Source organism: Streptomyces misionensis, assembly GCF_900104815.1.
Lineage (GTDB): Bacteria > Actinomycetota > Actinomycetes > Streptomycetales > Streptomycetaceae > Streptomyces > Streptomyces misionensis.
Window position 1 is genome coordinate 2,556,065 of the sequence record NZ_FNTD01000004.1, and the last position, 25,844, is coordinate 2,581,908.

Below are 25,844 nucleotides of genomic sequence, written 5' to 3' on the forward strand. Positions count from 1 at the left end.
GTTCGTGCCCCGGGCGGTCCGTGGGGGGCCGGGATGTCCGTCGTCGTCCGGGTCCAGCAACCGGGCGTGCAGGGCGCGCAGTTCGGGGCCGGGGTCGGAGCCCAGGCGGTCGGCGATCAGCCGGCGGACGTCCTCGTAGGCGGCGAGTGCCTGGGCCGGGCGGCCGAGGTCGCGCAGGGCGCGCAGGCGCAGCGCCTGGAGCGGCTCGTCCAGCGGGTGGGCGTCGCACAGGGCGGTCAGCTCGGGCAGGGCCGTCTCCGCCTGGCCGAGGGCGAGGGCGGCGGTGAGCCGGGCGCGCCGGGCGTCGAGACGGCGGGTCTCCCAGCGGGCGGCCTCCGCGGTGCGGTCGGGCAGATCGGCGAGGGCCGGTCCGTGCCACAGGGCGAGGGCATCGTCCAGGAGGGCGGCGGCCTTGGGCGCGTCGCCCTCGGCCAGGGCGGCGAGGCCGTCGCCGGTGAGCCGGTCGAAGCGGGTGAGGTCGACGTCGTCCGCGGCGGCGGCGAGCCGGTAGCCGCCCTCGGCGGAGGCGACGGCGTCCGCGCCGAGCGCCCGGCGCAGCCGGCCCACCAGGGCCTGGAGCGCCCCGGCGGCGTCGGCGGGCGGGTCCGCGCCCCACACCTCGTCCACCAGCACACCCGTCGGCACGGTCCGCCCGGCGCGCAGCGCCAGCACGCTGAGCAGCGCACGCAGCCGCGCCCCGCCGACCGGAACGGCCGTGCCGTCGGGGCGGAGCGCCTGGGTGGGGCCGAGCAGGCGGTAACGCACGGGGTTCATTGTCTCCGAGGCTCGGGAAGCGGTCAGGGGGCGGTCACCGGCCGGGGCCGGCCGCCCCGTCGAGGTCGAGGGTGACGAGGACGCCAACGGTACGACGGACGCGGCGCGCACCGTCCGCCGTGCCGAGATCCCGCTCCTGGAAGGACCGCGGGCAGCGGTCGACGGGTTCCCGGGTCACGGAATCGGGCACCGGTTCGGGCCCGCGGCCCGCGGCACGAGCCCCCGCCCGGTCCCGGGGACTTGACGGCGGCGGGACGGCAGGTTCTCGTAGAACACCTTCTCGCGTGGCATTCGTCCACTGTCCAGGAACCGGACGGCGCGGGCGAGACGTTTTCCCCGTGTCCGCCGGGGTCTTCCCGGACCCGCCCGCCCGTCGCAGCAGCAGGAGCCGCCCATGACCACCGCCACCATCCGACCCGGCGACCGGAGGATCAGTCCGGTGTTCGTCGGGATCCTGGCCGTGACGGCGGTGGCCGGCTGGGCCACCTGGACCGGCTACGCGGCGCGGCCGGGCGTCGCGGTGTTCCTGTTCGTGACGGCCGCCTGGGTCCTCTCGCTGTGCCTGCACGAGTACGCGCACGCGCGCACCGCCCTGCACGGCGGCGACATCACCGTCGGCGCCAAGGGCTATCTGACGCTGAACCCGCTGAAGTACACGCACGCGCTGCTGAGCGTCGTGCTGCCGGTGCTGTTCGTGATCATGGGCGGGATCGGGCTGCCGGGCGGCGCGGTGTTCATCGAGCGGTCCCGTGTCCGCGGCCGTGTGCGGCTGAGTCTGATCTCGGCGGCGGGCCCGCTGACGAACGCGCTGTTCGCCGCCGTGTGCACCGCGCCGTTCTGGCTGCACGCGCTGGACGGCGTGCCGCGCGACTTCCGGTACGCGCTGGCGTTCCTCGCGCTGCTCCAGGTGACCGCGGCACTGCTGAACTTCCTGCCGGTGCCGGGTCTGGACGGCTACGGCGTGCTGGAGCCCTGGCTGTCGTACCGGGTGAAGCGGCAGGTGGAGCCGTTCGCGCCGTTCGGGCTGCTGTTCGTGTTCGCGCTGCTGTGGGTGCCGTCGCTGAACACCGCGTTCTTCTCGCTGATCGACACGGTCCTGCGCGGGCTGGGCGTGGACACCGCGTTCTCCGACTGCGGTTACTGGCTGTACCGGTTCTGGAACGGCACCCCCGAGGTGTGCACGTTCAGCCCGTGACCGGCCGGTCCTGCGCGGCGGCGCGGGCCCGCTTGACGTAGTACCAGGTCATGTTGGACGACAGGCCCGCCAGCAGCACCCACACGATCCCCAGCCAGCTGCCCTGGACGAAGGAGACGACGGCCGCGGCCACGGAGAGCACGCAGACGACGAGGGTGTAGAGGGCGATGCGGGGCATGACGGGTGGCTCCTGTCGGGGGACACTGCTACGGCGAACAGTGTCCCCCATGGCCGGCGGCGGCTCACAGGAAGGTCGGCCCGGACTCGCGGGCCGGAAGGTCACACGTCGGTGAGCCGCAGCCCCGCGTGCGCCTTGTAGCGGCGGTTGACCGAGATCAGGTTGGCGACCAGCGACTCGACCTGGTGGGCGCCTCGCAACCGGCCCGCGAAGACGCCCCGCATGCCGGGGATGCGCCCGGCCAGCGCCTGCACGATCTCCACGTCGGCGCGCGCCTCGCCGAGCACCATGACGTCGGTGTCGATCCGCTCGATCTCCGGGTCCTGGAGCAGCACGGCCGACAGGTGGTGGAAGGCGGCGGTGACCCGGGAGTCGGGCAGCAGCGCGGCGGCCTGCTCGGCGGCGCTGCCCTCCTCGGGCTTGAGCGCGTAGGCGCCCTTCTTGTCGAAGCCCAGCGGGTTGACGCAGTCCACGACGAGCTTGCCGGCCAGCTCGGCGGCGAGCGACTTCAGCGTGTCGCCGTGGCCGTCCCACGGCACGGCGACGATCACGATGTCGCTGCGGCGCGCGGCCTCGGCGTTGTCGGCGCCCTCGACGCCGTGCCCGAGTTCCTCGGCGGCGGACCGGGCGCGGTCGGCGGACCGGGAGCCGATGATCACCTTCTGCCCGGCCCTGGCGAGCCGGTAGGCGAGTCCCTTGCCCTGCGGCCCGGTGCCGCCGAGCACGCCGACGACGTGTCCGGAGACGTCGGGCAGGTCCCAGGGGTCCTTGGCGGGGGCCTTCTGTGCGCTGTCGCTAGAGGTCATGGTGTGACTCTACGTCGCCGGGTGCGGGCGGACGGCCGGGACGGAAGGCGAGGGCGCGGACGGCCGGGAGCGGAAAAGGGGTTGCCGCCGCACCGCCGCCGCCCGAGCATGCCCGGGTGACCTCCGCCCTGCTCCCCGACCTCTCCCCCTGGAAGGCGTCCGCGGACTTCCGACGGCTGTGGAAGTCCGGGCTGATCAGCAACTTCGGCAGTTTCCTCACCTTCGTGGCCCTGCCCGTTCAGTTGAAGGACCTCACGGAGTCCACCGCCGCCGTGGGCGCCGTCGGCGCCGTCGAGCTGCTGCCGCTGATCGTGTGCGGGCTGTACGGCGGCGCGCTCGCCGACGCGCTGGACAAGCGGCGCCTGATCCTGTGGACGGAGGCCGGTCAGGGCCTGCTCAGCGCGGCGCTGCTGCTCAACGCCCTGCTGCCGGACCCCGCGGTCTGGCCGCTGTACGCCGTCGCCGCCCTGTCCTCCGCCCTCGGCGCCGTGCAGCGTCCGGCCCTCGACTCGCTGTGGCCGCGGATCGTCGCCCATGCCGACATGCCCGCCGCGGCCTCGCTGAACTCGCTGCGCTGGACGGTCGGCGGGGTGGCGGGCCCGGCACTCGCCGGGGTGGTGGTGGCCTACGCGGGCCTCGGCTGGGCGTACGCCGCCGACCTGCTGACCTTCGCCGTCTCGCTGGCGTACATCGTGCCGATCGCCGCCTCCCCCGCCGCCCACGAGGCCGCGAAGCCGTCGCTGCGGGCCGTCGCGGAGGGTGCCCGGTACGCGTGGAGCCGCAAGGAGCTGCTCGGCACCTACGTCGTGGACCTCGCGGCGATGTCGCTGGCCATGCCGCTCGCGGTGCTGCCGTTCCTCGCCGACGACCTGGGCGCCGACTGGGCGCTCGGACTGATGTACGCGAGCATCCCGGCGGGCTCCCTGCTGGTGAGCCTGACCAGCGGCTGGGCCTCGCGGGTGCGCCGGCACGGTCTGATGGTGGTGCTGTCGGCGGCCGGTTTCGGCCTCGCGGTCGCGGGGGCGGGCCTGGCCCGGAACGTCTGGCTGGTGCTGTCCCTGCTGGCGCTCGGCGGCGCCTTCGACATGGTCAGCGGCATCTTCCGGTCCGCGATGTGGAACCAGACGATCCCCGACGAGCTGCGCGGCCGGCTCGCCGGGATCGAACTGCTGTCCTACTCGGTGGGGCCCCAGCTGGGCCAGGTCCGCGCGGGCGGCCTCGCCGCCCTGACCGGGCTGCGGGCCTCCGTCGTCTCCGGCGGCCTGGCCTGCGCGGGCGCGGTGGGCCTGCTCGCGCTGTGCCTGCCGGGGCTCATGACGTACGACGCGCGGACGAACGTCCACGCGGTGCGGATGCGGGAGCGGCGGGCCGCGGCCGTGCCCGGGGAGGCGTGATCACTCCTCGTCGGCGTCCGTCCCGGCCGTGTCGTGCCAGCGCGGGTCGTTCTCCCACTGGAGGTTGCGCTCGGCGGCGAGGTCCATCGCCCGCTGGGCCTCCTGCGGGGAGGCGTACGGCCCGAAGCGGTCCTTGCCCGGGCAGTCCGGGCCCTCCTCGACCTTCTTGTGCTCCAGGCAGTAGTACCACTCACCCGGCTTGCCCGCGGTGCGCTTCTTGAACAGGGGCATTGGATCAGCTCCTCTCGCCAACGACATGTTCCCCCATGTGCGCTCGATAGACTCGCCGGCATGTCTGGCCAGTCGCTGCTCGTACCGGGGGAACAGTCCCCCATCCGTTCCGTCCCGGGCAACATCCGTCGCCCCGAGTACGTCGGCAAGCCCGCGCCGGCGCCGTACACCGGGCCGGAGGTGCAGACTCCGGAGACCGTCGAGGCGATGCGGACCGCCGGCCGCATCGCCGCGCGGGCGATGGCGGAGGCCGCGAAGATCATCGCGCCCGGCGTCACCACGGACCAGCTGGACAAGGTCGCCCACGAGTACATGTGCGACCACGGCGCCTACCCGTCCACGCTGGGCTACCGCGGCTTCCCGAAGTCGCTGTGCACGTCGGTCAACGAGGTCATCTGCCACGGCATCCCGGACTCGACCGTCCTCAGGGACGGCGACATCGTCAACCTGGACGTGACCGCGTACATCGGCGGGGTGCACGGCGACAACAACGCCACCTACCTGGTCGGGGACGTGGACGAGGAGTCGCGGCTGCTGGTCGAGCGCACCCGCGAGGCCCTGAACCGGGCCATCAAGGCGGTCAAGCCGGGCCGGCAGATCAACATCATCGGCCGCGTCATCGAGTCGTACGCCAAGCGCTTCGGCTACGGCGTGGTCCGGGACTTCACCGGGCACGGCATCAGCACCTCGTTCCACTCCGGGCTGATCGTCCCGCACTACGACAGCCCGCACGCCACCACGGTGATGCGCCCCGGCATGACCTTCACCATCGAGCCGATGCTGACGCTGGGCACCCACGAGTACGACCTGTGGGAGGACGGCTGGACGGTGGTGACGAAGGACCGCAAGCGGACCGCGCAGTTCGAGCACACGCTGGTGGTGACGGACGACGGCGCCGACATCCTGACCCTGCCGTAGGCGTTCCACCTTGCACGCAGAAGGGCCCGCCCCACCCGGGGGCGGGCCCTTTCGCATGCCCACCGGCCCTCTCCTGGTGTGTTTCCGACACGCTGTCGGTAAACTTGCCGACACCACGTCGGCAAACCGAGGAGTGTTCCATGGAGTCGTTCTCGACGCTGATCCGCACCGCCACCCATGAGCAGCACGCGGCGGCGGAGGCCTCGGCCTTCATGAGCGACCTGCTCGGCGGCCGGCTGGGGGTGGACGCGTACACGCGCTACACGGAGCAGCTGTGGTTCGTCTACGAGGCCCTGGAGGGCGCGGCCGGGCGGCTGGCGGCGGACCCGGTGGCGGGGCCCTTCATCCGGCCGGAGCTGCACCGGCTGGCCGCGCTGGAGCGGGACCTGGCGCATCTGCGCGGGCCGCGGTGGCGGGCGGGGCTCGACCCGCTGCCCGAGACGCGGGCGTACGCGGAGCGGATACGCGAGTGCGCCGAGCGGTGGCCGGGCGGTTACGTCGCCCACCACTACACCCGCTACCTCGGCGACCTCTCCGGCGGCCAGGTCATCCGGGACCGAGCGGAGCGGACGTGGGGCTTCGACCGGAAGGGCGACGGGGTGCGGTTCTACGTCTTCGAGGAGATCGCCAACCCGGCCGCGTTCAAGCGGAGTTACCGGGAGCTGCTGGACGGGATCGCGATGGACGACCTGGAGAAGCAGCGGGTCGCCGGGGAGTGCGGGCGGGCGTTCGCCCTGAACACGGCGGTGTTCGGGGCGCTGGGCGAGGAGTTCCGGCTGAGCGCCTGAACGCCGGGCACCCGGCGCCCACGACCGGCGCCCGGCGTTCAGGGCTCGGCGCCCGGCACTCAGCGTTCAGCGTTCAGCGTTCGAGGAAGACCCGGCCGCCGACCTCCACCCAGCCCTCCGGCTGGGGCGCGGTGAGCAGCTGGGAGCCCCTGCCCTGGGTGATGTTGAGGGCGCGGCCCAGCCGGGCGGTGAGCTGGAGCGCGGCCGCGCCCGTCGCCTCGTCCTCCGCGATGCCGTCGCCCCGGCCGGGGAAGGCGCGGGCCCGCACCCGGCCCGCGGCCTCGTCCTCCCAGGCCCAGGCGTACACCCACTCGCCGGGCGGCGGCACGTCGAGCGCGTCGACCTCGGCGGGGGTGGCGTACTGGCGCAGGGTGCGCGGCTCGGGCCACTCCGGGCGGGCCTCGACCCAGCAGAACTCGCCGTCCTGGCGGGCGCCCACCACGCCCGCGGGGACCACGAGTTCGGGGACGTCCAGCAGCCAGGCGGTGCCGACGCAGGGGTGCCCGGCGAACGGCAGCCGCACGGAGGGCGTGTAGATGTCGATCACTCCGCGCTCGGGGTCGTCCACGAACACGGTCTCGCTGAAGCCGAGTTTGGCGGCGAGCGCCTGCCGGTCGGCACGCTCGGGCAGCGCGGAGCCGTCGCGGACGACACCCAGCTCGTTGCCGTAGCCGCCGGTCGGGCCGCAGAAGACGCGCAGTACGTCGTAGTCAGTCACCCGGGCATTGAAACACCGCCCGCGCGGCGAGCGCGTCCCAGGCGGGGGCGCCGCCGGCGAGGGGCCAGGAGCGCGTGCGGGCCTCCTGGAGGGGCAGGCCCCCCAAGGTATCGCCGTAGGCCCGCAGCACGACCTGCCGTCGCCGCTCCTCACCGGCGGCGGGCCGCTCCACCAGCAGCCGGTACGCCTCGGCGATCCCGTCGGCCTCCCGGCGCCAGTCCTCCTCGTCCGACAGCCGGGTGAGCACCACACAGGGCGGGGTCAGCCCCTCGGCCAGCGCGGCCACCGCCCGGTCGTGCCCGTCGAGCAGCAGCCAGCCGTCCAGGCAGCTCACCCACCACAGCAGCACGGGCGCGAGCGTGCCCGCACGGGCGTGCTTGCGGTAGGCCTTCACGCGGGCCGCGTCCGGCGGGGACAGCCGGCGCAGGGGCACCACACCGTTCCAGCCCGCGGCCGACCAGTCGAGGTGACAGGCGGGCCACTCCCGGACGAAGTCCTCCCCGTGCCAGACGTAGGGCGGGAACCAGTGGCGGACGCCGAGGTGCCAGCGCGCCTCGTACAGGGGGCCCTCCGGCGCCTCCTCAAGACGGCGCGCGTAGGTGTGCGCCCAGTCGCCCGCCTCCCGCATCAGCGCCGACCGCACCGGCGGCAGCGGCGAGCGGTAGCCCTCGTACCGGCGCAGGCGCACGCCCTGGTTCCCCTCCGTCACGCGCCCGAGCAGCAGGATCCGCGCGCCCTGGCGCAGCAGCAGGCGCCCCGCGTCGGCCACTTCGAACCGCAGCGGCGGCGGGTCCGCGCGGCCCCGCACCCGCAGCACCACGCCCTCCCGCCCCAGCGGTTCCCTGTGCGCCCTCCCCATGGCCGCAGCCTCCCCGGCGTGAGATCCGGATCACGCACCCCGAAGGGTATGAGAAGGGTAAGGCTCAGGTAAGTTAGGGCAGCCTCACCAAACTGGATCGCAGGGAGCCCGCATGCGTGCCGTCCGTCTGACCGTCGCCGCAGCCGCCACCGCGGCAGCACTGACCGCCCTGTCGGCCTGCACCGCCAAGAGCGAGGCCGAGGACGGCAAGGCCATCCAGGTCACCGCCGCGGACTCCGCCTGTGACACCTCCGCGAAGTCGGTCCCCGCGGGTCAGGTCACGCTGAAGATAGAGAACAAGGGCTCGAAGGCCACCGAGGTCGAGATCCTGTTCCCGGACGACCGGATCGTCTCCGAGAAGGAGAACATCGGCCCGGGCACCAAGTACACGCTGACCGCCGAGGTGAAGGCGGGCTCGTACGAGATAGCCTGCCGCCCCGGCATGAAGGGCCACGGCGTCCGGCAGCCGCTCACCGTCACCGGCGGCGCCAGCGCCGCCCGGCGCGACCCCGCGCTGGACAAGGCCGTCGCCGAGTACCGGCAGTACGCGCAGGACCAGGCCGACGCCACCGTGCCGCTCGCCGGGAAGTTCGCCGACGCGATCAAGGCCGGCGACCTCGACGCCGCGAAGAAGGCCTACGCCCCCTCCCGCCTCGGCTGGGAGCGCACCGAGCCGGTCGCCGAGTCCTTCGGTGACATCGATCCGAAGACGGACACCCGCGCCGACGGCCTGGAGAAGGGCCAGAAGTGGACGGGCTGGCACCGGCTGGAGAAGGCCCTGTGGGCCGACAAGAAGATCGGCGCCGAGGAGAAGACCCTCGCCGGGCAGCTGGTGACCGACCTGACGGACTGGCAGAAGCGGGTCGGCACCGCCGAGATCACCCCGACCTCCATGGCCAACGGCGCCAAGGAGCTGCTGGACGAGGTCGCCACCGGCAAGGTCACCGGCGAGGAGGACCGCTACTCGCACACCGACCTGGTCGACTTCAAGGGCAACGTCGAGGGCGCGCGGAAGGCGTACGAGCTGCTCAAGCCGGTCGCCGTGAAGAACGACCCGGCGCTCGTCAAGGAGCTGGACAAGCAGTTCGCCGCGCTCGACGGCGTGCTGGACAAGTACCGCGCGGACAAGACCTCGTACGAGTTCGTCTCCTACGACAAGGTCACCGGCGAGCAGCGCAAGGAGCTGTCGGACGCGGTGAACGCGCTCGCCGAGCCGCTGTCGAAGCTCGCCGCCGCGGTCGTGAAGTAGGAGCGGGAGTCGATGACCGAGGCTCAGGAGACCAGGCCCTCGCGCCGGGCGCTGATCGGCTGGGGCGGGGCCGGGATCGCGCTCGGGGCCGTGGCCGCCGGGGGCGCGGTGGCGCTGACCAACGCAGGCTCCGGCAGCGCGGAGGCGGCCGGGACGGACGGCGCGGTGGAGTTCCACGGCGCCCACCAGGCCGGTATCGCCACCCCCGTGCAGGACCGGCTGCACTTCGCCGCGTTCGACGTGAAGACCGACGACCGCGCGGAGTTCGTCCAGCTGCTGAAGGACTGGACGGCCGCGGCCCGGCGGATGACCGCGGGCAAGGCGGTCGGCGAGGGCGCCTACGGCGGGCTCGCCGAGGCCCCGCCGGACGACACCGGCGAGGCGCTGGGCCTCAGCCCGTCCCGGCTGACCCTGACCATCGGCTTCGGGCCGTCCCTCTTCGACCGGTTCGGGCTGCGCGAGCAGCGGCCCGCCGCCCTGGCCGACCTGCCCCACTTCCCCGGGGACAACCTGGACAAGGCCCGCACCGGCGGCGACCTGTGCGTCCAGGCCTGTGCGGACGACCCGCAGGTCGCCGTGCACGCGATCCGCAACCTGGCCCGCATCGGCTTCGGCAAGGTCGCCGTGCGCTGGTCCCAGCTCGGCTTCGGCAAGACCTCCTCCACCACCCCGGACGCGCAGACCCCGCGCAACCTGTTCGGCTTCAAGGACGGCACCCGCAACATCGCGGGCACCGAGACCGACCGGCTGAAGAAGTTCGTGTGGGTCGGCGAAGGGGACGGCCCGGACTGGATGACCGGCGGGTCGTACCTGGTCGCCCGGCGCATCCGCATGAACATCGAGACCTGGGACCGCACCTCGCTCCAGGAGCAGGAGGACGTGTTCGGGCGGGACAAGCGCGAGGGCGCGCCGGTCGGCAAGGCGGGCGAGCACGACGAGCCGTTCCTGAAGGCGATGAAGCCCACCGCGCACGTGCGCCTCGCGCACCCGGACGCCAACGGCGGGATCACCATCCTGCGCCGCGGCTACTCCTTCACCGACGGCACCGACGGCCTCGGCCGTCTCGACGCGGGCCTGTTCTTCCTCGCCTACCAGCGCGACGTGCGCGAGGGGTTCATCCCGCTGCAACGCAGGCTGGCGGCGCACGACGCGCTGAACGAGTACATCCAGCACGTGGGTTCGGCGGTCTTCGCGATCCCGCCCGGGGTCCGGGACGCCACCGACTGGTGGGGCCGTTCACTGTTCTCGAAGGAGGCGTAGCCCGTGTTCTCCAACTACCTGATCGGCCTGCGGGAGGGACTGGAGGCGTCGCTCGTCGTCTGCATCCTGATCGCCTACCTGGTCAAGACCGGCCGCCGGGACGCCCTGCGGCCGATCTGGACCGGCATCGGCATCGCGATCGCGCTGGCGATGGGCTTCGGCTGCGCGCTCGAATTCGGCTCGCAGGAGCTGACGTTCCAGGCGCAGGAGGCACTGGGCGGCTCCCTGTCGATCATCGCCGTGTGCCTGGTGACCTGGATGGTGTTCTGGATGCGGCGCACCGCCCGGCACCTGAAGTCGGAGCTGCACGGCAAGCTGGACGCGGCGCTCGCCATGGGCACCGGCGCGCTGGTCGCCACGGCGTTCCTCGCGGTCGGCCGGGAAGGTCTGGAGACGGCACTGTTCGTGTGGGCCTCGGTGCACGCGGCCAGCGACGGCACCCCGCGCCCGCTGATCGGCGTCGCCCTCGGCATCGCCACGGCCGTCCTGCTGGGCTGGCTGTTCTACCGGGGCGCGCTGCGGATCAACCTGGCGAAGTTCTTCACCTGGACCGGCGGCATGCTGGTCGTGGTCGCGGCGGGCGTGCTGGCGTACGGCGTGCACGACCTCCAGGAGGCCGACTGGATCCCCGGCATCAACCGGCTGGCCTTCGACATCAGCGGCACCATCCCGCCGGACAGCTGGTACGGCACGCTCCTCAAGGGCGTGTTCAACTTCCAGCCGGACCCGACGGTCGTCCAGGTCACGGTGTGGGCGCTGTACTTGGTCCCGGTGCTCATGGTGTTCCTCGCCCCGGTAGGGTTCGCCTCCGGGAAGGGGAAGGTGAAGGAGCCCGATGACCAGGGAACGCAGTCCTCGACGGCTTCGCCGGCGCGGCCGTGACGCACTGATGGCGGCCACGCTGGCCGCGATGTCCTTCACGGCGAGCGGGTGCGTGGTGGTGCACGGGGAACGCGAGGTGCTGCCCGGTGCCACCCGGGCCGAGGCGACGAAGGCGGTGGCCGCCTTCACCGACGCCTACAACAAGGCCGACAAGGCGTACGACCGCTCCCTCGACGCGCCCTACGTCACCGGCCCGCTCGCCGACATCGACGGTGCCCGGCTGAAGGCGGGGCACGTCAACAGCCCGTCGGGCAACGCGAGTCACGTCCCGCTGAAGCTGACGGACGTGAAGATCACCATCCCGAAGAAGGCCGGCTGGCCCCGCTGGTTCGTGGCGGACGCGCGCGGCAACAAGGGGGGCGGCTACCGCTGGCTGCTGGTGTTCACCCGGGGGGACCTGGGCGAGCGCTGGCGGGTGGCGTACCTGACGCTGGTCGCGCCGCGCGACGTACCGGAGTTCAAGAAGGACGAGGCCGGCTGGGCGGAGGCGGTCCCGGCGCGATCGCCCGGACTGGCCGCGGAACCGGCCGAGTTGAGCCGCGCCTACGTCTCCTACCTGAAGAAGGGCGGCGACGGCTTCGCCGACGGGCCGAGCACGAGCACGCTGCGCGCCTACCGCACGAACATGGCGCGCAAGCCGGGTCTGGTCCGCCAGTACATCGACCAGCCCCTGACCCACGACGACTACGCCCCCCTCGCCCTGCGCACGGCCGACGGCGGCGCGCTGGTCTTCTTCACCACCCACCACTACGAGAAGCAGACGGCCGCCGCGGGCACCTCGGTCCCCGCTCCGAGCAAGGCGGTCCAGGCCCTGACCACCGGCGACATCCACCAGTCGCTGACCCTGGAGTCGATAGCCGGCGAGGTGGCCCTCGACCCGGCGGGCAAGGGGAAGATCTCGATGCTGGGACGGGTGCAGGGGCTCACCGCCGCCAAGGGGGAGTAAGCGGCTCAGTGGCGCAGCGGCCAGGCCGGGTCCATGTGCGGGGAGCCGTCGCCGGCGTGGCGGGCGCAGGCGTCGGTGAGCGCCTCCAGCAGGGTCAGCGGCTCGGGGAGCGGGTGCTCGGGACCGCGCACCCAGCGGACCCCCTGGCCGTCGCCGGGGAGGCGGGCCGGGGGGACGAGGACGTAGGAGCCCCGGCAGTGCCAGCGCAGCCCCGGGTGCTCGGCCATCGTCTCGGGGTGGCAGTCCAGCTCGCAGGGCCACCACTCGTCCTCGTCCTCGGGGGTGCCCCGGGTGAGGGTGAAGAACAGCATCCGGCCGTCGTCGCTCTCGGCCACCGGCCCGACCTCGACGCCCTCCGCGAGCAGCCGCTCCAGCGCCTCCCGCCCGGCCTGGAGCGGTACGTCCAGGACGTCGTGGACCATGCCGGTGGCGGTGATGAAGTTGGCCTCCGGCTGGTGCCGGGCCCACCGCTCGATCTGGGCGCGGTCGGTCGTGGACTGGGTCTGCCAGGCGAACGACACCGGGTGCCGGGCCGGGGTGGGACAGCCCACCCGGTCGCAGGAGCACCCGTAGCCGGGCGCGGGGTGCGCGGCGGGCGCGAGCGGCAGTCCCGCGCCGCCGGCGGCGAGCAGCAGGGCCTCACGGCCGCCGTCGTCGGCGGCTTCCTTCGGGCGGCGTCCACGCAGCCACTGGGAGAGTCTGCCCTGTCGGCCGCCCCGGCCGCCGAACGTCCCGCTCATCTATCCCCTCGCCTCGCTGGTGTGCGGACAGCATGCCTCATGGTCCCACCTTCGTGCCCTTCGGGGGGTCGCAGGCGGATACGGGAGGGATTCCGGCGAGACGCACCTCACACCGGGTGACGGCCCGGACGCGCCGGCGCACGCCCCCGGGACGGAAGTGCGCCGCCGCCCGCCGCACCGGCTGGGCGCCCGGCCGGGAGGGTCACCGCGGGGGCCAGGCCGCGCCCCAGTCCGTGTCCCGCGCCGCCCGGTACAGGTCGCCGTGGCGCTTGGTGACCGTGGTGCGGCGCAGCGCCTCGTCCCGCTCGCACAGGTCCAGCAGCACCTGGCCCTTGCGGATCTGGGGGCGCCGTACCACCCGGGCGTCGGCGGGCTCGGCCGGCAGCCGGGTCGCGGCGACGTAGGAGAACTTCTCGTCCTCGTACGCCAGCGAGCCGCCCTTGACCCGCCGGTGCAGGGAGGAGCGGCCGACCCGCGCGGCGAAGTGGCACCAGTCGCTGCCGGGCACGATCGGGCACGCGGCGCTGTGCGGGCAGGGCGCGGCGACCCGGAACCCGGCCCGGACCAGCCGGTCGCGGGCCTCGATGACCCGTGCGTACCCGGCGGGCGTGCCGGCCTCCACGATCACGACGGACCGGGCGGCGCGCGCGGCGGCGTCGACGAGCGCCGCGCGGTCGGCCTCGGTCAGTTCGTTGAGCACGTACGACACGGTGAGCAGGTCCACCGGCTCCAGGTCGAGCCCCGCGCCGATGCGGGCGCGCTGCCAGCGGGCGCCGGCGAGGGCCGGATTGGCGGCGGCCAGTTCCCGGCCGAGGGCGAGCGCGGGCTCGGCCCAGTCGAGCACGGTCACCGGCCGCTTTCCGGCCCAGGTGTCGGTCACCGCCCAGGTGGCCGCCCCGGTGCCGCCGCCGACGTCCACGTGGCTGCCGGGCACCCAGCCGGGCACCGCGTCCGCGAACGCCGCGAGGGCCGAGCGCACCGCCTCGAAGGTGGCCGGCATCCGGTAGGCGGCATAGGCGGCGACGTCGGCGCGGTCGCGGAGGATCGGCGCGTGCGTCGGGGTGTCGCCGCGGTAGGTCGCGATCAGCCGGTCGACGGCGCCCGCGGCCTGGGTGGGCGGCAGCCCGTCGAGCAGCTCGGCGAGACTCCTGCGCAGGGCTTCGGCCGGTTGTACGGGGTCGTTCACCCGGTGATTCTATGGCGCCCGCCGCGCGCGCCGGTCCGCCGTGACCCGCTCACACGACGGCTCTCGCCAGCCATGTCGCCATCCGCGCCCGCGGCAGGCTGTCCGCCGGCCGCCTGCGCGGGTGCACCGTGTTGGCCAGCAGCACCAGGAAGGTGTCCGTCGCCCGGTCGACGACCAGGGAGGTGCCCGTGAACCCGGTGTGCCCCGCCGCGTCCGGGCCCGCCAGCTCGCCCATGAACCAGGGCTGGTCCACGGCGAAGCCCAGTCCGGGCGGGGAGAGCAGGAGGTCCACGAAGTCGGGGCCGAGGATGCGCGCGGTGCCGTAGGAGCCGCCCGCGAGCAGGGTGCGGCAGAAGACGGCGAGGTCGCCCGCGGTGGAGAACAGCCCGGCGTGGCCGGCGACCCCGCCGAGCGCCCAGGCGTTCTCGTCGTGGACGACGCCCCGCAGCATCCCGCGGTCGGCCTTGGCCCACGGCCGCCACTGGTCCTCGGTGGCCGCGGCCCCCGGGCAGGGTCCGAACCGGGTCGCGGTCATGCCGAGCGGCCGGGTGATGCCGTGGTGCACGAGGACGTCGAGGGGGCGTCCGGTGACGCGCTCCAGGACGAACTGGAGCAGCAGCATGTTCAGGTCCGAGTAGCGGTAGCCGCCCCGCGTGCTCGTCGGCGCCTCGGCGCGCAGCATCGCCAGCCGGGCGGCGCGGTCCGGGCAGTCGTACAGCGGGAGTTCGGGCCGCAGGCCGGAGGTGTGGGTGAGCAACTGCCGCACGGTGATGCCGTGTTCGGCGGCGGCGCGGAACTCGGGCAGGTAGTGGCCGACCTGGGCGTCCATCCCCAGGGTGCCGCGCTCGATCTGCTGCACGGCGGCGACCGAGGTGAACAGCTTGGTCAGCGAGGCCAGGTCGAAGGGGGTGGCGACGGTGACCGGGACCCGGTCGGCGGCCGGCAGTTCGACGCCGGCGCCGGTCTCGGGGTCGCAGGCGGAGTACCGTACGGCCCAGCCCGCGGCCTCCGCCACGGCGATCACGGGTCCGCGTCCGGCCAGGACGACCGCGCCGGATGCCCAGGGGCGCGGCCCCTCGGTGAGGGCGTGCACCTCGCCGACCAGGTGGCCGAGCGCGGCGGGGTCGAGCCCGGCCCGTTCCGGTGTGCCGGCGCGCAGTCTCGGGGCGCTCAGTTCTCGTCTCCTTCCGACCCCGCACGGGTGTGCTCCCGCGTGTTCCAGGGACGGCACATTCCCACGAAGCAGGCTCCCGCGACCAGTGCGCCCGCCAGTTGGACGACGGCCATCGGGACGGCGGTGCGTTCCCCGGCGATCCCGACGAGCGGTGAGGCGACCGCGCCGACGAGGAAGGAGGAGGTGCCGAGCAGCGCGGAGGCGGACCCGGCGGCGTGCTTGGTGCGCAGCAGGGCGAGGGACTGGGCGTTGGGCAGGGTGATGCCCATGGCGGACATCAGGACGAACAGCGCGGCGGCCACGGGGACGAGTCCCGCCTGGCCGAAGACGCCGCCGGCCATCAGCAGCAGCGCGGTGGCGGCGAGCGCGATCACGGCGAGCCCGGTGGCCAGCACCTTGTCCAGGCTGACCCGGCCGACCAGCACCTTGCCGTTGACCTGCCCGGCGATCACCAGGCCGACCGAGTTGAGGCCGAACAGCAGGCTGAAGGTCTGCGGGGAGGCGCCGTAGATCTCCTGGATCACGAACGGCGAGGCCGATATGTAGGCGAACAGCGCGGCGAAGGCGAAGCCGCCGGCCAGCATGTAGCCGGTGAAGGGCAGGTCGGCGAGGAGCGCCCGCATCGAGCGCAGCGCGTGGACCGCTCCCCCGCCGTGCCGGTCGCCCGGCGGCAGGGTCTCGGGCAGCCGCAGCCAGACCAGTGCGCCGAGCAGCACCCCGACCACGGTGAGCACCATGAACACCCCGCGCCAGTCGGTCACCCGCAGGATCTGCCCGCCGATCAGCGGGGCCACGACCGGTGCGACGCCGGAGATCAGCATCAGGGTGGAGAAGAAGCGGGCCATGGCGACGCCGTCGTAGAGGTCGCGGACGACGGCCCGCGCGATGACGATGCCGGCCGCGCCCGCGAGGCCCTGTGCCAGCCGGAAGGCGACCAGGGTCTCGACGTTGGGGGCGACGGCGCACAGCGCGGTCGCGACGACGTTGACGGCGAGCCCGGCCAGCAGCGGCCGGCGGCGGCCCCAGCGGTCGCTCATCGGGCCGACGACCAGTTGGCCGAGGGCCATGCCCAGCAGGCAGGCGGTGAGGGTGAGCTGGACGGTGGCCGCGGGCGCGTGCAGGGACCGGGTGACCTCCGGCAGCGACGGCAGGTACATGTCCATGGCCAGCGGGGGCGTCGCGGTGAGGCCGCCGAGGACGAAGGTCACGAGGAGACCGGTGCGGCGGGCGGCGGGGGTCGCGGGCGGTCCGGCGGTGTCCTGCGTCTGCGGTGTCGGTGCCGCCGCGTGCTCGGGCATGAAGTCCCCTCCCGTGTCTGTCGTCCGGCCACCATGTTCCCAGCTCGCACGGCCGCTCGGGGAACGCGTGAGCGAGAGGGGGGACACGGGCGCGCGCGGCAACCGTATGACGGACAGGCGATTCCGTATGACGGATATCAGCCCTACCCTGCGGTGGCATGACCGATACGCAATCGAAGATCGCGGTGGTGACCGGCGCGGGTTCCGGGATCGGCCGGGCCGTCGCCGTCGAACTGCTGCGCGCCGGCTGGTCGGTGGCGCTGGCGGGCCGGCGCGCCGGAACGCTCCGGGAGACGGCGGCGCTCGCGGCCGGGGCGCCCTCGCTCGTCGTGCCCACCGACGTCTCCCGGCCCGAGGAGGTGGCGGCGCTGTTCACGGCGACCGTGGACCGCTTCGGCCGGGTGGACCTGCTGTTCAACAACGCGGGCACGTTCGGGCCGGGCGGGGTCCCGGTCGAGGACCTGTCCTACGACGCCTGGCGGCACGTGGTGGACACCAACCTCAACGGGGCGTTCCTGTGCGCGCAGACGGCGTACCGGACGATGAAGGAACAGGACCCGCGCGGCGGCCGGATCATCAACAACGGCTCGGTCTCGGCGCACACGCCCCGCCCGCACTCGGTCGCCTACACCGCGACCAAGCACGCGCTGACCGGCCTCACCAAGTCCCTTTCCCTGGACGGGCGTCCGTACCGGATCGCGGTCGGGCAGATCGACATCGGCAACGCGGCCACCGACATGACGCGGCGGATGCGGTCCGGCGTGCTCCAGGCGAACGGGGAGACGGCGCCCGAGCCGATGATGGACGTGGCCGATGTGGCGCGCACCGTACGGCACATGGCGGAGCTGCCGCTGGAGGCGAACGTGCAGTTCGCGACGGTGCTGGCGACGGGGATGCCGTACATCGGGCGCGGCTGACGATCCGTCCGACCGGAATTCCGACGTCCGCGGTATTGCGGCTGGTCGAGCCTTCGTGTTCCACTCTTCTCCACGAAAGCTCCACAGTTGGAGCACGTGGGTTCCAGAGCCACATCGAGGGGGGAGACGGCGGCCGTTCCGCATCCGAGGCGGAACGGCCGCCGTCCGGCTCAGCGCCGGTGACGGCCGCCGGGCGGCTCCGTCGGGGCCGGGGGCTCCTCGGGGCCGGCGTCCGCCTGGTGCGGCACCTGCGGCACACCGGTCGCCGCGCTCGCCCCGCGGACCGCGAGGGCCCGCCGGCGACGCCGTACCAAAAAGCCGCCCGCGACGGCCAGCAGCGCCGCCGTGCCCGCGGCGCCCTCCACCAGGCGCCCGGTGGAGGGACCCTTGGCCGGTGCGCCCGACGCGCCGGCCGCCGCCTGTCCGCCCGCGTGCCCGGGCGCCGGGGTCGCGGGCGCGCCGCCCTCGCTGAGCGGCTTGACCAGGGTGCCCACCGGCTGGACCGAACCGCCGTGCGTGAAGCCCCAGTCGAGCAGGGCGGCGGTCTGCTCGTACACGGCGTTGCTGCCGGTGGCCGGGTGCATGACCGTGACCAGCAGGGTGCGGCCGCCGCGGGTGGCGGCGCCGGTGAAGGTGTTGCCGGCGTGGCTGGTGTAACCGTTCTTCACGCCGATCAGGCCGTCGTACGTCTTCAGCCCCCACGCGCCGGTCAGCAGGCGGTCGGTGTTCTGGATCTGGAAGGTCTTCTTGCCGCCCGCCGGGAAGTCCGCGACGCGCGTGCCGCAGTAGCCCCGGAAGTCGGGGTCCTGCAGCCCGTGCCGGGCGAAGAGCGTGAGGTCGTACGCCGAGGACAGCTGGCCCGGGTGGTCGAAGCCGTCGGGGCTGACCACATGGGTGTCGAGGGCCTGGAGGTCCTGCGCCCTGGCCTGCATCTCGGCGACGGTCTTGGCGATGCCGCCGTTCATGTGCGACAGGACGTGCACGGCGTCGTTGCCGGAGCGCAGGAACACGCCCTGCCACAACTGCTCGACGGTGTAGGTGATGCCGGCCTTGATGCCGACGAGGCTGGAGCCCGCCGGGACGTCCGCGATGTCGGAGTCCTTGACGGTGTACTTCTCGGTCCGGTCGAACTTCTTCAGCACGGTGTCCGCGAACAGCATCTTCAGCGTGGACGCGGGCGCGAGGCGCTGGTGGGCGTTGCAGGAGGCGAGCACCTCGCCCGTCGTACCGTCGGCGATGAGCCATGCGCGGGCCGTGAGCGACTTGGGGAGCCCGGTGGCGCCGTTCGTCTGGACTCCGCGCCGGGCCAGCCGGGCGCCGCCGACGGCGGTGGGTTCGGCGGAGGCCGGGGCGGCCGCGGACAGGGGGAGGGCGGCGGCCGTCAGCCCGAGGACGGCACGCCGGCTGAGCCGGGAGGATTCGCGCACCCCGGGACGGTACACCGCGCCGAGCAGCGGATTCCGCACCATCGGCCGGTGACCGGCAGGGAATTTGCCACGTTATGAAAATCTGACCGGATAACGTGAGCTGCGCGACGTGAGCGACCTCACGCCTGGCCGGTCTCGAAGCGCGAGATCCGCCCTTCCTCGTCCACGGTGAAGCTCCACCGGGTGCGCATCTCGCCCCACGCGTCGTTGCGGTAGCGGGCCACCAGCGAGCGGCCGTCCCGGCCCTCGCTGTCGACGTCCAGGTGGCCGTTGGACGAGAAGATCTCCCGGTCGATCCAGTCGTCGAGATCGCGGTCGGAGCCGTCGTCGGACATGGTGGCGTCCGGCGCGAGCAGGGCCAGGAAGCCGTCACGGTCATGCGCGTTGACGGCGCTGACGAAGGCCCGGACGGCCGGATCGCTGAGTTTGGCCGGCTGAATGGTCATGGCGCCAGGCTCACACCGCCGCCCGGACCCCGCCACCCGAGCGGACGCGGGAGGTGTCCGATGGTGTGACCGCCGTGACGGTGGTAACACGGGGAGGGCCTTGTACTTCACATCCCGTTGGGGAGTCACCGTGACCTGTTACGACCGACGTGATCTGGGCCTGCTGCTGCTCCGGCTGGGGACGGGCGGGGTACTGGCGGCGCACGGCGCGCAGAAGCTGTTCGGCTGGTTCGGCGGACACGGCCTGGAGGGCACCGGCCAGTTCATGGAGTCCGTCGGCTACTCCCCCGGCAAGGCCAGCGCGACGGCCGCGGGCCTCGCAGAGGCGGGCGGCGGCGCGCTGCTCGCCCTGGGCCTGGCCACGCCGGGGGCGGGCGCGGCGGCCGCGGGCGCGATGGCCGGCGCGGCGGCGGTGCACGCGCCCAACGGCTTCTTCGCCCAGGAGGGCGGCTACGAGCACGCGGCCACCCTGGGCCTGGCCGCCGCCGGTCTCGCCGTCACCGGCCCGGGCCGGCTCTCCCTCGACCACGCCCTCGGCCACGTCCTCGACCGCGGCTGGATGGTCCCCGCCGCACTCGCGGCCACGGCGGCGGGCACGGCCCTGGTGGTGGGGGCCCGCACCAGGCGGGTGCGGGCGAAGGCGGCGGGGGAACAGGAGGCGCTGTTCGAGGAGGAGAGCCTCAAGGAGGACTAGGGCCTCTCGTTTGGACCGGGCGGACCGGGCCGGACCAGGCCGGATCGGCGGCGGGAGAAGCGTCGTGCCGCCGGGGCGTGGGACCCTGCGGGGCATGACCGACCAGCTTCCCGCCCCGCTCTGGCCCACCGTCGACGAACTCTTCTCCCGCATGGAGGCCACCCGCGTCCACACCGGCCAGGAGGGCCTGCTGCTGCGCATCCTCAAGCTGTCCGAGGAGGTCGGCGAGGTCGCCGAGGCGGTGATCGGGGCCACCGGGCAGAACCCCCGCAAGGGCTTCTCCCACACCTGGGACGACGTCCAGGCGGAGCTGTGCGACGTGGCCATCACCGCCCTGATGGCCCTGCGCACCCTGACCCCCGACGCCCCCGCGGTGTTCGAACGGCATCTGGCGGGCGTGCGGGACCGGCCGCAGAAGCCGTCGGCGTAGGGCCTCGCACGGCACCAGACCCCGCTCCCTGATCCGGCCTGATCCAAACGAAAGACCCTGGGGCCGTCAGGTCAGCGGCACGCCCGCGCCTGCCAGCCGGCGGAGCTCGTCGGGCGTGAACGTCGGCCCGTCGGTCAGCGGACGCCGGGGCCCGAGGGCCGCCGCGAGGAGCACGTCCGGGCGGACCAGGACGGTCGGCGGGGCCTGGAGGGTGAGCACCTCGGTGAGGGCCGTGGCGACGCGGAAGCTGCCGATCGCGGTGTACGACAGCCGGCTCACGTAGCGGTGCAGCAGCCGGTCGCCGAGGTTCGGCCGCCTGCCCTCGGTGGTGGGGTAGTGCACGTCCTGCCCGACGGCGAGGGACCAGGCGACGTCGACGGGCCGGGCGATGGCGCGCTGGGCCCGCCGGGCCAGTCCGTCCGTGAGTCCGCCGGCCGCCAACCGCCGCAGCGCGAGGGCGCCTTGGGCCGCCACCGACATGCCCTGCCCGTAGATCGGATTGAACGCGGCCACCGAGTCGCCCAACGCGACCAGTCCCTCGGGCCAGTCCCGCAGACGCTCGTAGTAGTGGCGCCGGTTGGTCGTGGTGTGGGTGACGGTGACGTCGGTGAGCGGTTCGGCGCGGGCCAGCAACTCCGCGACCAGGGGGTGGCGCAGGCCGCGCGCGTACGCCTCGAACGCGTCGGCGTCCGCGGTGGGCTGGTTGCCCGGCGGCCCGTAGAAGCTCACGTGCCAGCGGTCGCCCTCGATGGGCACGATGGATCCCGCGCCGCCCGGACGCCGCGGGTCGGCCAGCACGTTGACCACCGGCCAGTCGTCGGTGGCGACCGGGGCGCGGTAGATCCTGCTCGCGTACGCCAGTCCGGACTCGATGCGGTCCTCCGCCAGCCCGGTGACGCCGAGGCCGGCCAGCCAGCGCGGGGTGCGGGTGGACCGGCCCGAGGCGTCGACGACGAGGTCCGCGGCGAGTTCGGTCTCGGTGCCGTCGGCGGTGCGCAGCCGCACCCCGGTGACCCGTCCGCGGCCGCCGAGCAGCCCGACGACCCGGCAGCCGGCACGCGCCCCGACCCGGGGGTCGGCGAGCACCTGCCGGCGCACCACGTGGTCGGTCAGATCGCGGCCGGCGGCGATCAGGTACTGGGTGGTCCTGCGCCAGCGCCGGTACCAGCCCTCGGCCGAGAGGTAGACCATGTTCGTCGTCATGGGCACCCGGTTGGCGCCCGCCGCCACCAACTGCTCGACGGTGCCGGGCAGCAGGGCGTCGATGGCGTCCGCGCCGCCGGACAGCAGGGGGTGGACGTGCGCGGCCTGCGGCACACCCGTGCGGGGCTCGGGCCCGGCGGGCAGCTCGTGCGCCTCGATGATCTCGACGGCGTCGACGGCGTCCTTCACGGCGGCCGCGGCGAGCATGCCGGCGAGACTGCCTCCGATGACGACGGCACGGGTGGGCTGCTGACGGGGCTCAGTCACGGTGGCTGCTTTCTGCCTGGGCGGCGCGGGAGCGCTCGCGGAGGGCGGACAGGACGGGCGAGGACAGGGCCCGGGACAGGGGGATCAGATCACGCGGCTGCCGGGGCGGTGGGTCCGCGGGCCGCCCGGGAACGGCTCCCGCCCGGGACCGCCGGGTGCGGGCCGCGATGACCATGGCCGCCTCCGCCGTCGCCTCGGCGGTGGCCGCGTCGTCGCCGCGGTCGAGTGCGGCGCGCAGCGCCCGCTCGCGCACGGCGGGGTCGTAGTGCGGGGCCAGCGCGAGGAGCGCGTCGTAGATGCTGGTCCTGCGGCGGGTGAGCCGTACGGCGGGAGAGGACCACCAGGGCAGGGAGGTGCGGACCGCGCCGGGCGTGGGCACGTCCCGCAGTTCCTCCCACAGGGGCGTCAGCCGGCGCAACTGCCGCAGCGAGCGGACCGATTGCGCGAGCGGCGGGCCGGCGAGGGGCACCCCGAAGCCGCAGACCACGAAGGCGGCGGAGGGAGCGGCGGTCTGCGGGGCCACCTGGTCGATGAGGAAGTCCCACCGGTGCCCGGCCCAACGGCCGCCGATGGCGACGAGCTTGACGACGTCGTAGCACACGTGCAGCAGATAGCCGGGCGCCAGGATGCGCAGTCCGGCCCGCAGCGAGCCGTGGACCTGCTTGGACCAGCGCCAGCACAGGACGCTGGTGGCCATCGTGCCCACGCCCTGGGCCACGAGGTAGGTCAGGATCATCTCGCGGATGAACGGGGTGCTCGCGTAGTACCCGTCGAACAGGGTGAGTTGCTCCACCGGGGCACGCCCCGCCCAGAACAGCACGTTGACGGCGACGACGACCAGGCCGTAGACGAGGACGCACACCCGCGAGGCGCGCCGGGTCCGTTCGGCGGGTGCCGGCCGCCAGTTGATGATCAGCAGCAGGCTGGCGCCGCCGAAGACGGCCAGCGCCGAATAGGCCAGCGGCGCCGCGAAGTTGGGCACGCCGGTGACCCGGTTGATCTCGGCGATCGAGTCCGGTGCGGCGAAGAAGAAGACCAGCGCGCCGTCGAAGAGCAGCAGGACCACGGAGCCGAGCAGCAGGTCGCGGCGGTGGCGCAGCAGCGCCGGCACCTTCAGCAGACAGATCAGCAGCAGCAGCGTGCCGCAAAGGTAGAAGACGGTGTTGTCGGGTCCGTGGCTCACGGCGGTGAGGGCTCCTCGGGCGGCTCGGTCGTGTCCGGGGTCAGGAGCCGCGGATGCGATGCACCAGCGACACCCGGATACGGCCCTCCAGCCGAGCGGGGTCGGCGAGCGACCGCGCCTCGGCCAGTGCCTCGCGCACTCCGGTGGCGAACCGGTACCCGAAGAACTCGGCCTCCTCCTCCTGGCGGACCACGGCCGGGTCGTCGGCCCGCAGGGCGATGTGGAACCCGAGGTCCATCCGCTCCCCGGGCGTCCCGGCCGAACCGTCGTCGCAGACGTCGGCGACCAGGTCGCGCAGGGCGTCCGGCATCCCGTCGCCGAGCGCGCGGGAGGCGGCCGGGCCGTGCGCCGTCAGGGAACCGCAGTGCCCCTCGAACATGTGCCAGACCTCGTGCCCGATGATGACCAGCTGGTGGTCGAGGTCGGTGTTCCGCTCGTACGCGATCACGTCCTGGCCGGCGCGGTCGATCCACAGCCCGCTGGCGAGTTCGGGCGGAAACGCCACGGCGTGCAGCCGCACGGGCCGCCCCCGCACCTGTGTGACGGCCCTGCCGACGGCGGGCAGGAGGGTGTCGTCACCGCCGGGCACGTCGAGCGCGGCGAACAACCGCGAACCGAGCCTGCGCATCGCCCTGGTCCCGGCGCTCACCGCACTCCTCGGCAACGACGGAGAAACGCCGTCGGAAGAGACGGGACGGACTCCACCGGCGTACTCCCAGAATGTGCAACGACTCCAGTTGACGTGCGCACGGCACCCTACCGGAGGGGGTGAGCGGGCTCAACGGTGGTTTGTGGCCAGGTGGGGTGGGTTCCTGGCGGAGGGACCGGCTTGCGGGCGCGCATGATGCATCTCAGTCTTCGGAGAAGGCCCAGAAGACTCCGACTTCGGAGTCGGAGACGACGACGAGACCGCAGTCCGTGGTGAACTCGGACAGGCAGTTCCACTCGGTGTCGGGGTTCGTCAGATCGGCGTTCGGATCGTCCCGGGCCTCGGCTGCGTTCGTATAGTGATCAGCCTTGTCGCCGAACCGGGAAAGGACTCTCCCGGCGCATTCGAAGAGCCGGTCCTTGCGCCTGACGAAATCCGGGATGTTGGCCGACTGGTAGAACTCCCCTTGCAGGGCCACCAGTAGCTGCGTGGCGGATTCCCTGCCCACGGGGTGGAGGAGCCTGTCGAATTCATCGAGACGGAGATCAGCGAACGGCTTCTCGTCGGCCCTCGCCGCGCCGCTGGCCGGCGGGGTGGAAACCAGGGTGTTCCACCTACGCGGATCCTTAGCCCGGAGCGTCATGACCGCCTGGACATCGCGCCGCCAGTCCTCGTGGGCTCGCGGCCCTGCCGCCGCGAAGGCGAAGGTCCCCCCGAACAACTCCAGCAGACCGGCCTGCCAGGAAGCGGAGTCGAGCACTCGGTCTCCTTTCACGGCGACTGCTGAACCGTGTCATTCTGCCCACGCCGGCCGGTCGCCATGGCCAAGGTGTGGATGACCCGGGCCAGCGACGCGGCACCAACGGCATCGTCCGCGTACCTGCGGATCTGGATGGGGCCCACTTCCTCCAGGAAGACGTTCTCCCGTGCCAGCACGAAGCCCAGTGCCAGCAGAGCGGCGCGACCGTTGCCGTCGTGGAACGGATGAAAGAAGCAGACGTCGAGGTACAAGCGTGCGGCGCGTGCGGCCAGGGGAACGTCCGAGGCCCCACTCTCGGCCAGGCAGGCATCGAAGAGCAGTGGGGTCTCGGCGCCGAGTCCGTACCGTTCCCTTCCCTTCTTGGCGAAGGCGGGCAGCATGCGAAACGAGACCTCGGGGAGGCCAAGGACGAGTTTCTGCCACTCGCTGAGCAGACGGAATTCGAGGAGCGCTCCGGCCGCTGCGTCCGAACACGCTCGCTGCCAGGCGGCCCGCAGTCTGTCACCACGCGTGGTGTCTCCCGGCCTGTCACGCAGGGCGGCCGCAGCCAGGATCCCGTCGCGGCGCCCACGGATCGGACCGGTCACATCCTTCACGTCACCCCAATCGACCTCCTCACGGACGCGAAGCCAAGCCTGTAGATCGTCACGCACCATGCTTCCCGATGATGTCGCGTGCCTTGTCCACTGCCTCGGCATCAGGCGCGATCCAACTTTGGAACTCCCCGTCGACGACGTCGTCGGCAAGCTCCTCCGCGTCTTCGGGGGCCATGCCCGTCGATTCGAGGTACCAGGTCAGTGTCCGCGCGCACGCGGCACGCCAAAGTTCGCCCGCACTGGTGCGTTCCACCACAAGAGCCACCACGGGGGCCACACCGCGCTCGCGGGAGCGACGCTTTTCTTCTTCGTCTGCGTCGGTGTCGGGAGCGGAGTCGGCGAAAACCGCGGACAAGGTCTCGATCCACGAACGCCACTCCAGCAAGATCTCTGTATAGCGCCGAGCCTGAGCGTCGAGATCCTCGGCAGTGTCACACAGAGGTTTCCTGATGAGCGCGCCCGCGTCGGGGTCCTGATCCACGTTCCCCAACCAGCCGAATGCCCAGGAACCATAGTGCTCGGCCAAACCACAGGCCACCGAATGGGCAGACCACAGTCCTCGCGGTCTGCCGGTTCCCGGATCCGGGGAGAAAACCACATCGCGTACTACGGCGAGCGCTTGCTCGGGGTCGAATGGGTGCGTGGTCGGATCCACATCCTTCCACGTCATTGACTC

The 25,844-nt window shown here is 73.2% G+C and carries 29 protein-coding genes and 1 pseudogene; 11 read left to right on the top strand and 19 right to left on the bottom strand.

Annotated elements, in window-relative coordinates; genetic code table 11:
• Positions 1-53 precede the first annotated feature (53 nt).
• Both BLW85_RS40900 and BLW85_RS39380 read right to left on the bottom strand, forming a co-directional pair.
• A pseudogene (locus tag BLW85_RS40900) lies at positions 54-774 on the bottom strand (AfsR/SARP family transcriptional regulator); the annotation flags it as partial.
• A 34-nt stretch (positions 775-808) separates the two neighbouring features.
• Positions 809-952 carry a hypothetical protein gene (locus BLW85_RS39380; protein WP_167381404.1) on the bottom strand — a complete coding sequence of 48 codons (144 nt, stop codon included), beginning with the start codon at positions 950-952 and terminating at the stop codon, positions 809-811.
• Positions 953-1,168: 216 nt separating this feature from the next.
• Here BLW85_RS39380 and BLW85_RS13230 point away from each other — a divergent pair, with 216 nt between their 5' ends.
• Positions 1,169-1,969 (top strand): site-2 protease family protein, encoded by an 801-nt coding sequence (locus BLW85_RS13230; RefSeq protein ID WP_070027537.1) that lies wholly within the window; start codon positions 1,169-1,171, stop codon positions 1,967-1,969.
• Here BLW85_RS13230 and BLW85_RS13235 read toward each other — a convergent pair.
• Complete coding sequence (locus BLW85_RS13235; RefSeq protein WP_070027538.1) at positions 1,959-2,147, bottom strand: hypothetical protein; 189 nt, start codon at positions 2,145-2,147, stop codon at positions 1,959-1,961. The two genes, BLW85_RS13230 and BLW85_RS13235, sit on opposite strands and share 11 nt — an antisense overlap.
• A 101-nt stretch (positions 2,148-2,248) precedes the next feature.
• Positions 2,249-2,953 carry an NADPH-dependent F420 reductase gene (npdG, locus tag BLW85_RS13240; protein ID WP_074992146.1) on the bottom strand — a complete coding sequence of 235 codons (705 nt, stop codon included), beginning with the start codon at positions 2,951-2,953 and terminating at the stop codon, positions 2,249-2,251.
• Between the two features lie 116 nt (positions 2,954-3,069).
• Here npdG and BLW85_RS13245 point away from each other — a divergent pair, with 116 nt between their 5' ends.
• Positions 3,070-4,347: an MFS transporter gene (locus tag BLW85_RS13245; RefSeq protein WP_071828632.1), complete on the top strand. Its 1,278-nt coding sequence runs from the start codon at positions 3,070-3,072 to the stop codon at positions 4,345-4,347.
• Here the strand turns inward: BLW85_RS13245 and BLW85_RS13250 are convergent, their stop codons facing one another.
• The gene (locus BLW85_RS13250; protein WP_070027540.1) at positions 4,348-4,578 is read right to left on the bottom strand and encodes a hypothetical protein; all 231 of its coding nucleotides are present in this window, start codon (positions 4,576-4,578) and stop codon (positions 4,348-4,350) included. It lies immediately after the preceding gene.
• A 60-nt stretch (positions 4,579-4,638) separates the two neighbouring features.
• On the opposite strand from BLW85_RS13250, the gene map reads away from it, so the two are divergent.
• Together map and BLW85_RS13260 are read left to right on the top strand one after the other, a co-directional pair.
• A complete protein-coding gene (gene map, locus BLW85_RS13255) occupies positions 4,639-5,496 on the top strand; it encodes a type I methionyl aminopeptidase (RefSeq protein ID WP_070027541.1) in 858 nt (285 codons plus the stop codon).
• A gap of 140 nt (positions 5,497-5,636) precedes the next feature.
• Positions 5,637-6,284: a biliverdin-producing heme oxygenase gene (locus BLW85_RS13260; RefSeq protein WP_074992147.1), complete on the top strand. Its 648-nt coding sequence runs from the start codon at positions 5,637-5,639 to the stop codon at positions 6,282-6,284.
• 73 nt (positions 6,285-6,357) lie between these two features.
• Here the strand turns inward: BLW85_RS13260 and BLW85_RS13265 are convergent, their stop codons facing one another.
• Positions 6,358-7,002, bottom strand: coding sequence for a PhzF family phenazine biosynthesis protein (locus tag BLW85_RS13265; protein ID WP_070027543.1), 645 nt, complete (start codon positions 7,000-7,002; stop codon positions 6,358-6,360).
• On the bottom strand, positions 6,995-7,861 hold the full coding sequence (locus BLW85_RS13270; protein WP_079172326.1) for a hypothetical protein: 867 nt from the start codon (positions 7,859-7,861) through the stop codon (positions 6,995-6,997). Before BLW85_RS13270 ends, BLW85_RS13265 begins: the two co-directional genes overlap by 8 nt.
• 112 nt (positions 7,862-7,973) lie before the next feature.
• Between BLW85_RS13270 and efeO the strand changes: the two genes are divergently transcribed.
• Genes efeO through BLW85_RS13290 form a run of 4 tightly spaced genes read left to right on the top strand, consistent with a single transcriptional unit; the run spans position 7,974 to position 12,198 of the window.
• The gene (gene efeO / locus BLW85_RS13275) at positions 7,974-9,110 is read left to right on the top strand and encodes an iron uptake system protein EfeO (protein WP_074992148.1); all 1,137 of its coding nucleotides are present in this window, start codon (positions 7,974-7,976) and stop codon (positions 9,108-9,110) included.
• A 12-nt stretch (positions 9,111-9,122) separates the two neighbouring features.
• Positions 9,123-10,370 (top strand): iron uptake transporter deferrochelatase/peroxidase subunit, encoded by a 1,248-nt coding sequence (efeB, locus tag BLW85_RS13280; protein WP_074992149.1) that lies wholly within the window; start codon positions 9,123-9,125, stop codon positions 10,368-10,370.
• Between the two features lie 3 nt (positions 10,371-10,373).
• Positions 10,374-11,252: an iron uptake transporter permease EfeU gene (efeU, locus tag BLW85_RS13285; protein ID WP_074992150.1), complete on the top strand. Its 879-nt coding sequence runs from the start codon at positions 10,374-10,376 to the stop codon at positions 11,250-11,252.
• Entirely contained in the window at positions 11,206-12,198 is a 993-nt protein-coding gene (locus BLW85_RS13290; protein WP_074992151.1) for an SCO2278 family lipoprotein, read from the top strand. Before efeU ends, BLW85_RS13290 begins: the two co-directional genes overlap by 47 nt.
• A 5-nt stretch (positions 12,199-12,203) precedes the next feature.
• Here BLW85_RS13290 and BLW85_RS13295 read toward each other — a convergent pair whose 3' ends face one another.
• The 4 genes from BLW85_RS13295 to BLW85_RS13310 all read right to left on the bottom strand — a co-directional run bounded on the left by BLW85_RS13295 (position 12,204) and on the right by BLW85_RS13310 (position 16,596).
• Entirely contained in the window at positions 12,204-12,938 is a 735-nt protein-coding gene (locus BLW85_RS13295) for a bifunctional DNA primase/polymerase (RefSeq protein WP_074992152.1), read from the bottom strand.
• A 202-nt stretch (positions 12,939-13,140) separates the two neighbouring features.
• Complete coding sequence (locus tag BLW85_RS13300; RefSeq protein ID WP_074992153.1) at positions 13,141-14,124, bottom strand: small ribosomal subunit Rsm22 family protein; 984 nt, start codon at positions 14,122-14,124, stop codon at positions 13,141-13,143.
• A 49-nt stretch (positions 14,125-14,173) separates the two neighbouring features.
• On the bottom strand, positions 14,174-15,355 hold the full coding sequence (locus BLW85_RS13305; protein WP_244174855.1) for a serine hydrolase domain-containing protein: 1,182 nt from the start codon (positions 15,353-15,355) through the stop codon (positions 14,174-14,176).
• Positions 15,295-16,596 (bottom strand): multidrug effflux MFS transporter, encoded by a 1,302-nt coding sequence (locus BLW85_RS13310; RefSeq protein ID WP_070027550.1) that lies wholly within the window; start codon positions 16,594-16,596, stop codon positions 15,295-15,297. The genes BLW85_RS13305 and BLW85_RS13310 overlap by 61 nt, the downstream gene beginning before the upstream one ends.
• A 158-nt stretch (positions 16,597-16,754) precedes the next feature.
• On the opposite strand from BLW85_RS13310, the gene BLW85_RS13315 reads away from it, so the two are divergent.
• Positions 16,755-17,513, top strand: coding sequence for an SDR family oxidoreductase (locus BLW85_RS13315; RefSeq protein WP_070027551.1), 759 nt, complete (start codon positions 16,755-16,757; stop codon positions 17,511-17,513).
• 170 nt (positions 17,514-17,683) lie between these two features.
• Here the strand turns inward: BLW85_RS13315 and BLW85_RS13320 are convergent, their stop codons facing one another.
• Positions 17,684-18,982 carry a D-alanyl-D-alanine carboxypeptidase family protein gene (locus BLW85_RS13320; RefSeq protein ID WP_079172327.1) on the bottom strand — a complete coding sequence of 433 codons (1,299 nt, stop codon included), beginning with the start codon at positions 18,980-18,982 and terminating at the stop codon, positions 17,684-17,686.
• A 77-nt stretch (positions 18,983-19,059) separates the two neighbouring features.
• Positions 19,060-19,386, bottom strand: coding sequence for a nuclear transport factor 2-like protein (locus BLW85_RS13325; protein ID WP_070027552.1), 327 nt, complete (start codon positions 19,384-19,386; stop codon positions 19,060-19,062).
• A gap of 130 nt (positions 19,387-19,516) precedes the next feature.
• Between BLW85_RS13325 and BLW85_RS13330 the strand changes: the two genes are divergently transcribed.
• Both BLW85_RS13330 and BLW85_RS13335 read left to right on the top strand, forming a co-directional pair.
• Positions 19,517-20,080, top strand: a complete 564-nt coding sequence (locus BLW85_RS13330; RefSeq protein ID WP_070027553.1) for a DoxX family membrane protein — start codon at positions 19,517-19,519, stop codon at positions 20,078-20,080.
• A 94-nt stretch (positions 20,081-20,174) separates the two neighbouring features.
• Positions 20,175-20,510 (top strand): MazG-like family protein, encoded by a 336-nt coding sequence (locus BLW85_RS13335; RefSeq protein WP_074992154.1) that lies wholly within the window; start codon positions 20,175-20,177, stop codon positions 20,508-20,510.
• A 66-nt stretch (positions 20,511-20,576) separates the two neighbouring features.
• On the opposite strand, the gene BLW85_RS13340 is transcribed toward BLW85_RS13335, so the two are convergent.
• From BLW85_RS13340 to BLW85_RS13365, 6 genes are all read right to left on the bottom strand, one after another.
• Positions 20,577-21,980, bottom strand: a complete 1,404-nt coding sequence (locus BLW85_RS13340) for an NAD(P)/FAD-dependent oxidoreductase (RefSeq protein WP_074992155.1) — start codon at positions 21,978-21,980, stop codon at positions 20,577-20,579.
• On the bottom strand, positions 21,973-23,163 hold the full coding sequence (locus tag BLW85_RS13345) for an MAB_1171c family putative transporter (RefSeq protein WP_070027555.1): 1,191 nt from the start codon (positions 23,161-23,163) through the stop codon (positions 21,973-21,975). The genes BLW85_RS13340 and BLW85_RS13345 overlap by 8 nt, the downstream gene beginning before the upstream one ends.
• A 40-nt stretch (positions 23,164-23,203) precedes the next feature.
• Positions 23,204-23,812, bottom strand: a complete 609-nt coding sequence (locus BLW85_RS13350; protein ID WP_143060441.1) for a toxin-antitoxin system, toxin component — start codon at positions 23,810-23,812, stop codon at positions 23,204-23,206.
• Positions 23,813-24,014: 202 nt separating this feature from the next.
• Entirely contained in the window at positions 24,015-24,572 is a 558-nt protein-coding gene (locus BLW85_RS13355; protein WP_074992157.1) for a hypothetical protein, read from the bottom strand.
• An 11-nt stretch (positions 24,573-24,583) separates the two neighbouring features.
• Positions 24,584-25,228, bottom strand: coding sequence for a Fic family protein (locus tag BLW85_RS13360; protein ID WP_074992158.1), 645 nt, complete (start codon positions 25,226-25,228; stop codon positions 24,584-24,586).
• A complete protein-coding gene (locus BLW85_RS13365) occupies positions 25,218-25,838 on the bottom strand; it encodes a hypothetical protein (RefSeq protein WP_143060442.1) in 621 nt (206 codons plus the stop codon). Before BLW85_RS13365 ends, BLW85_RS13360 begins: the two co-directional genes overlap by 11 nt.
• Positions 25,839-25,844 lie beyond the last annotated feature (6 nt).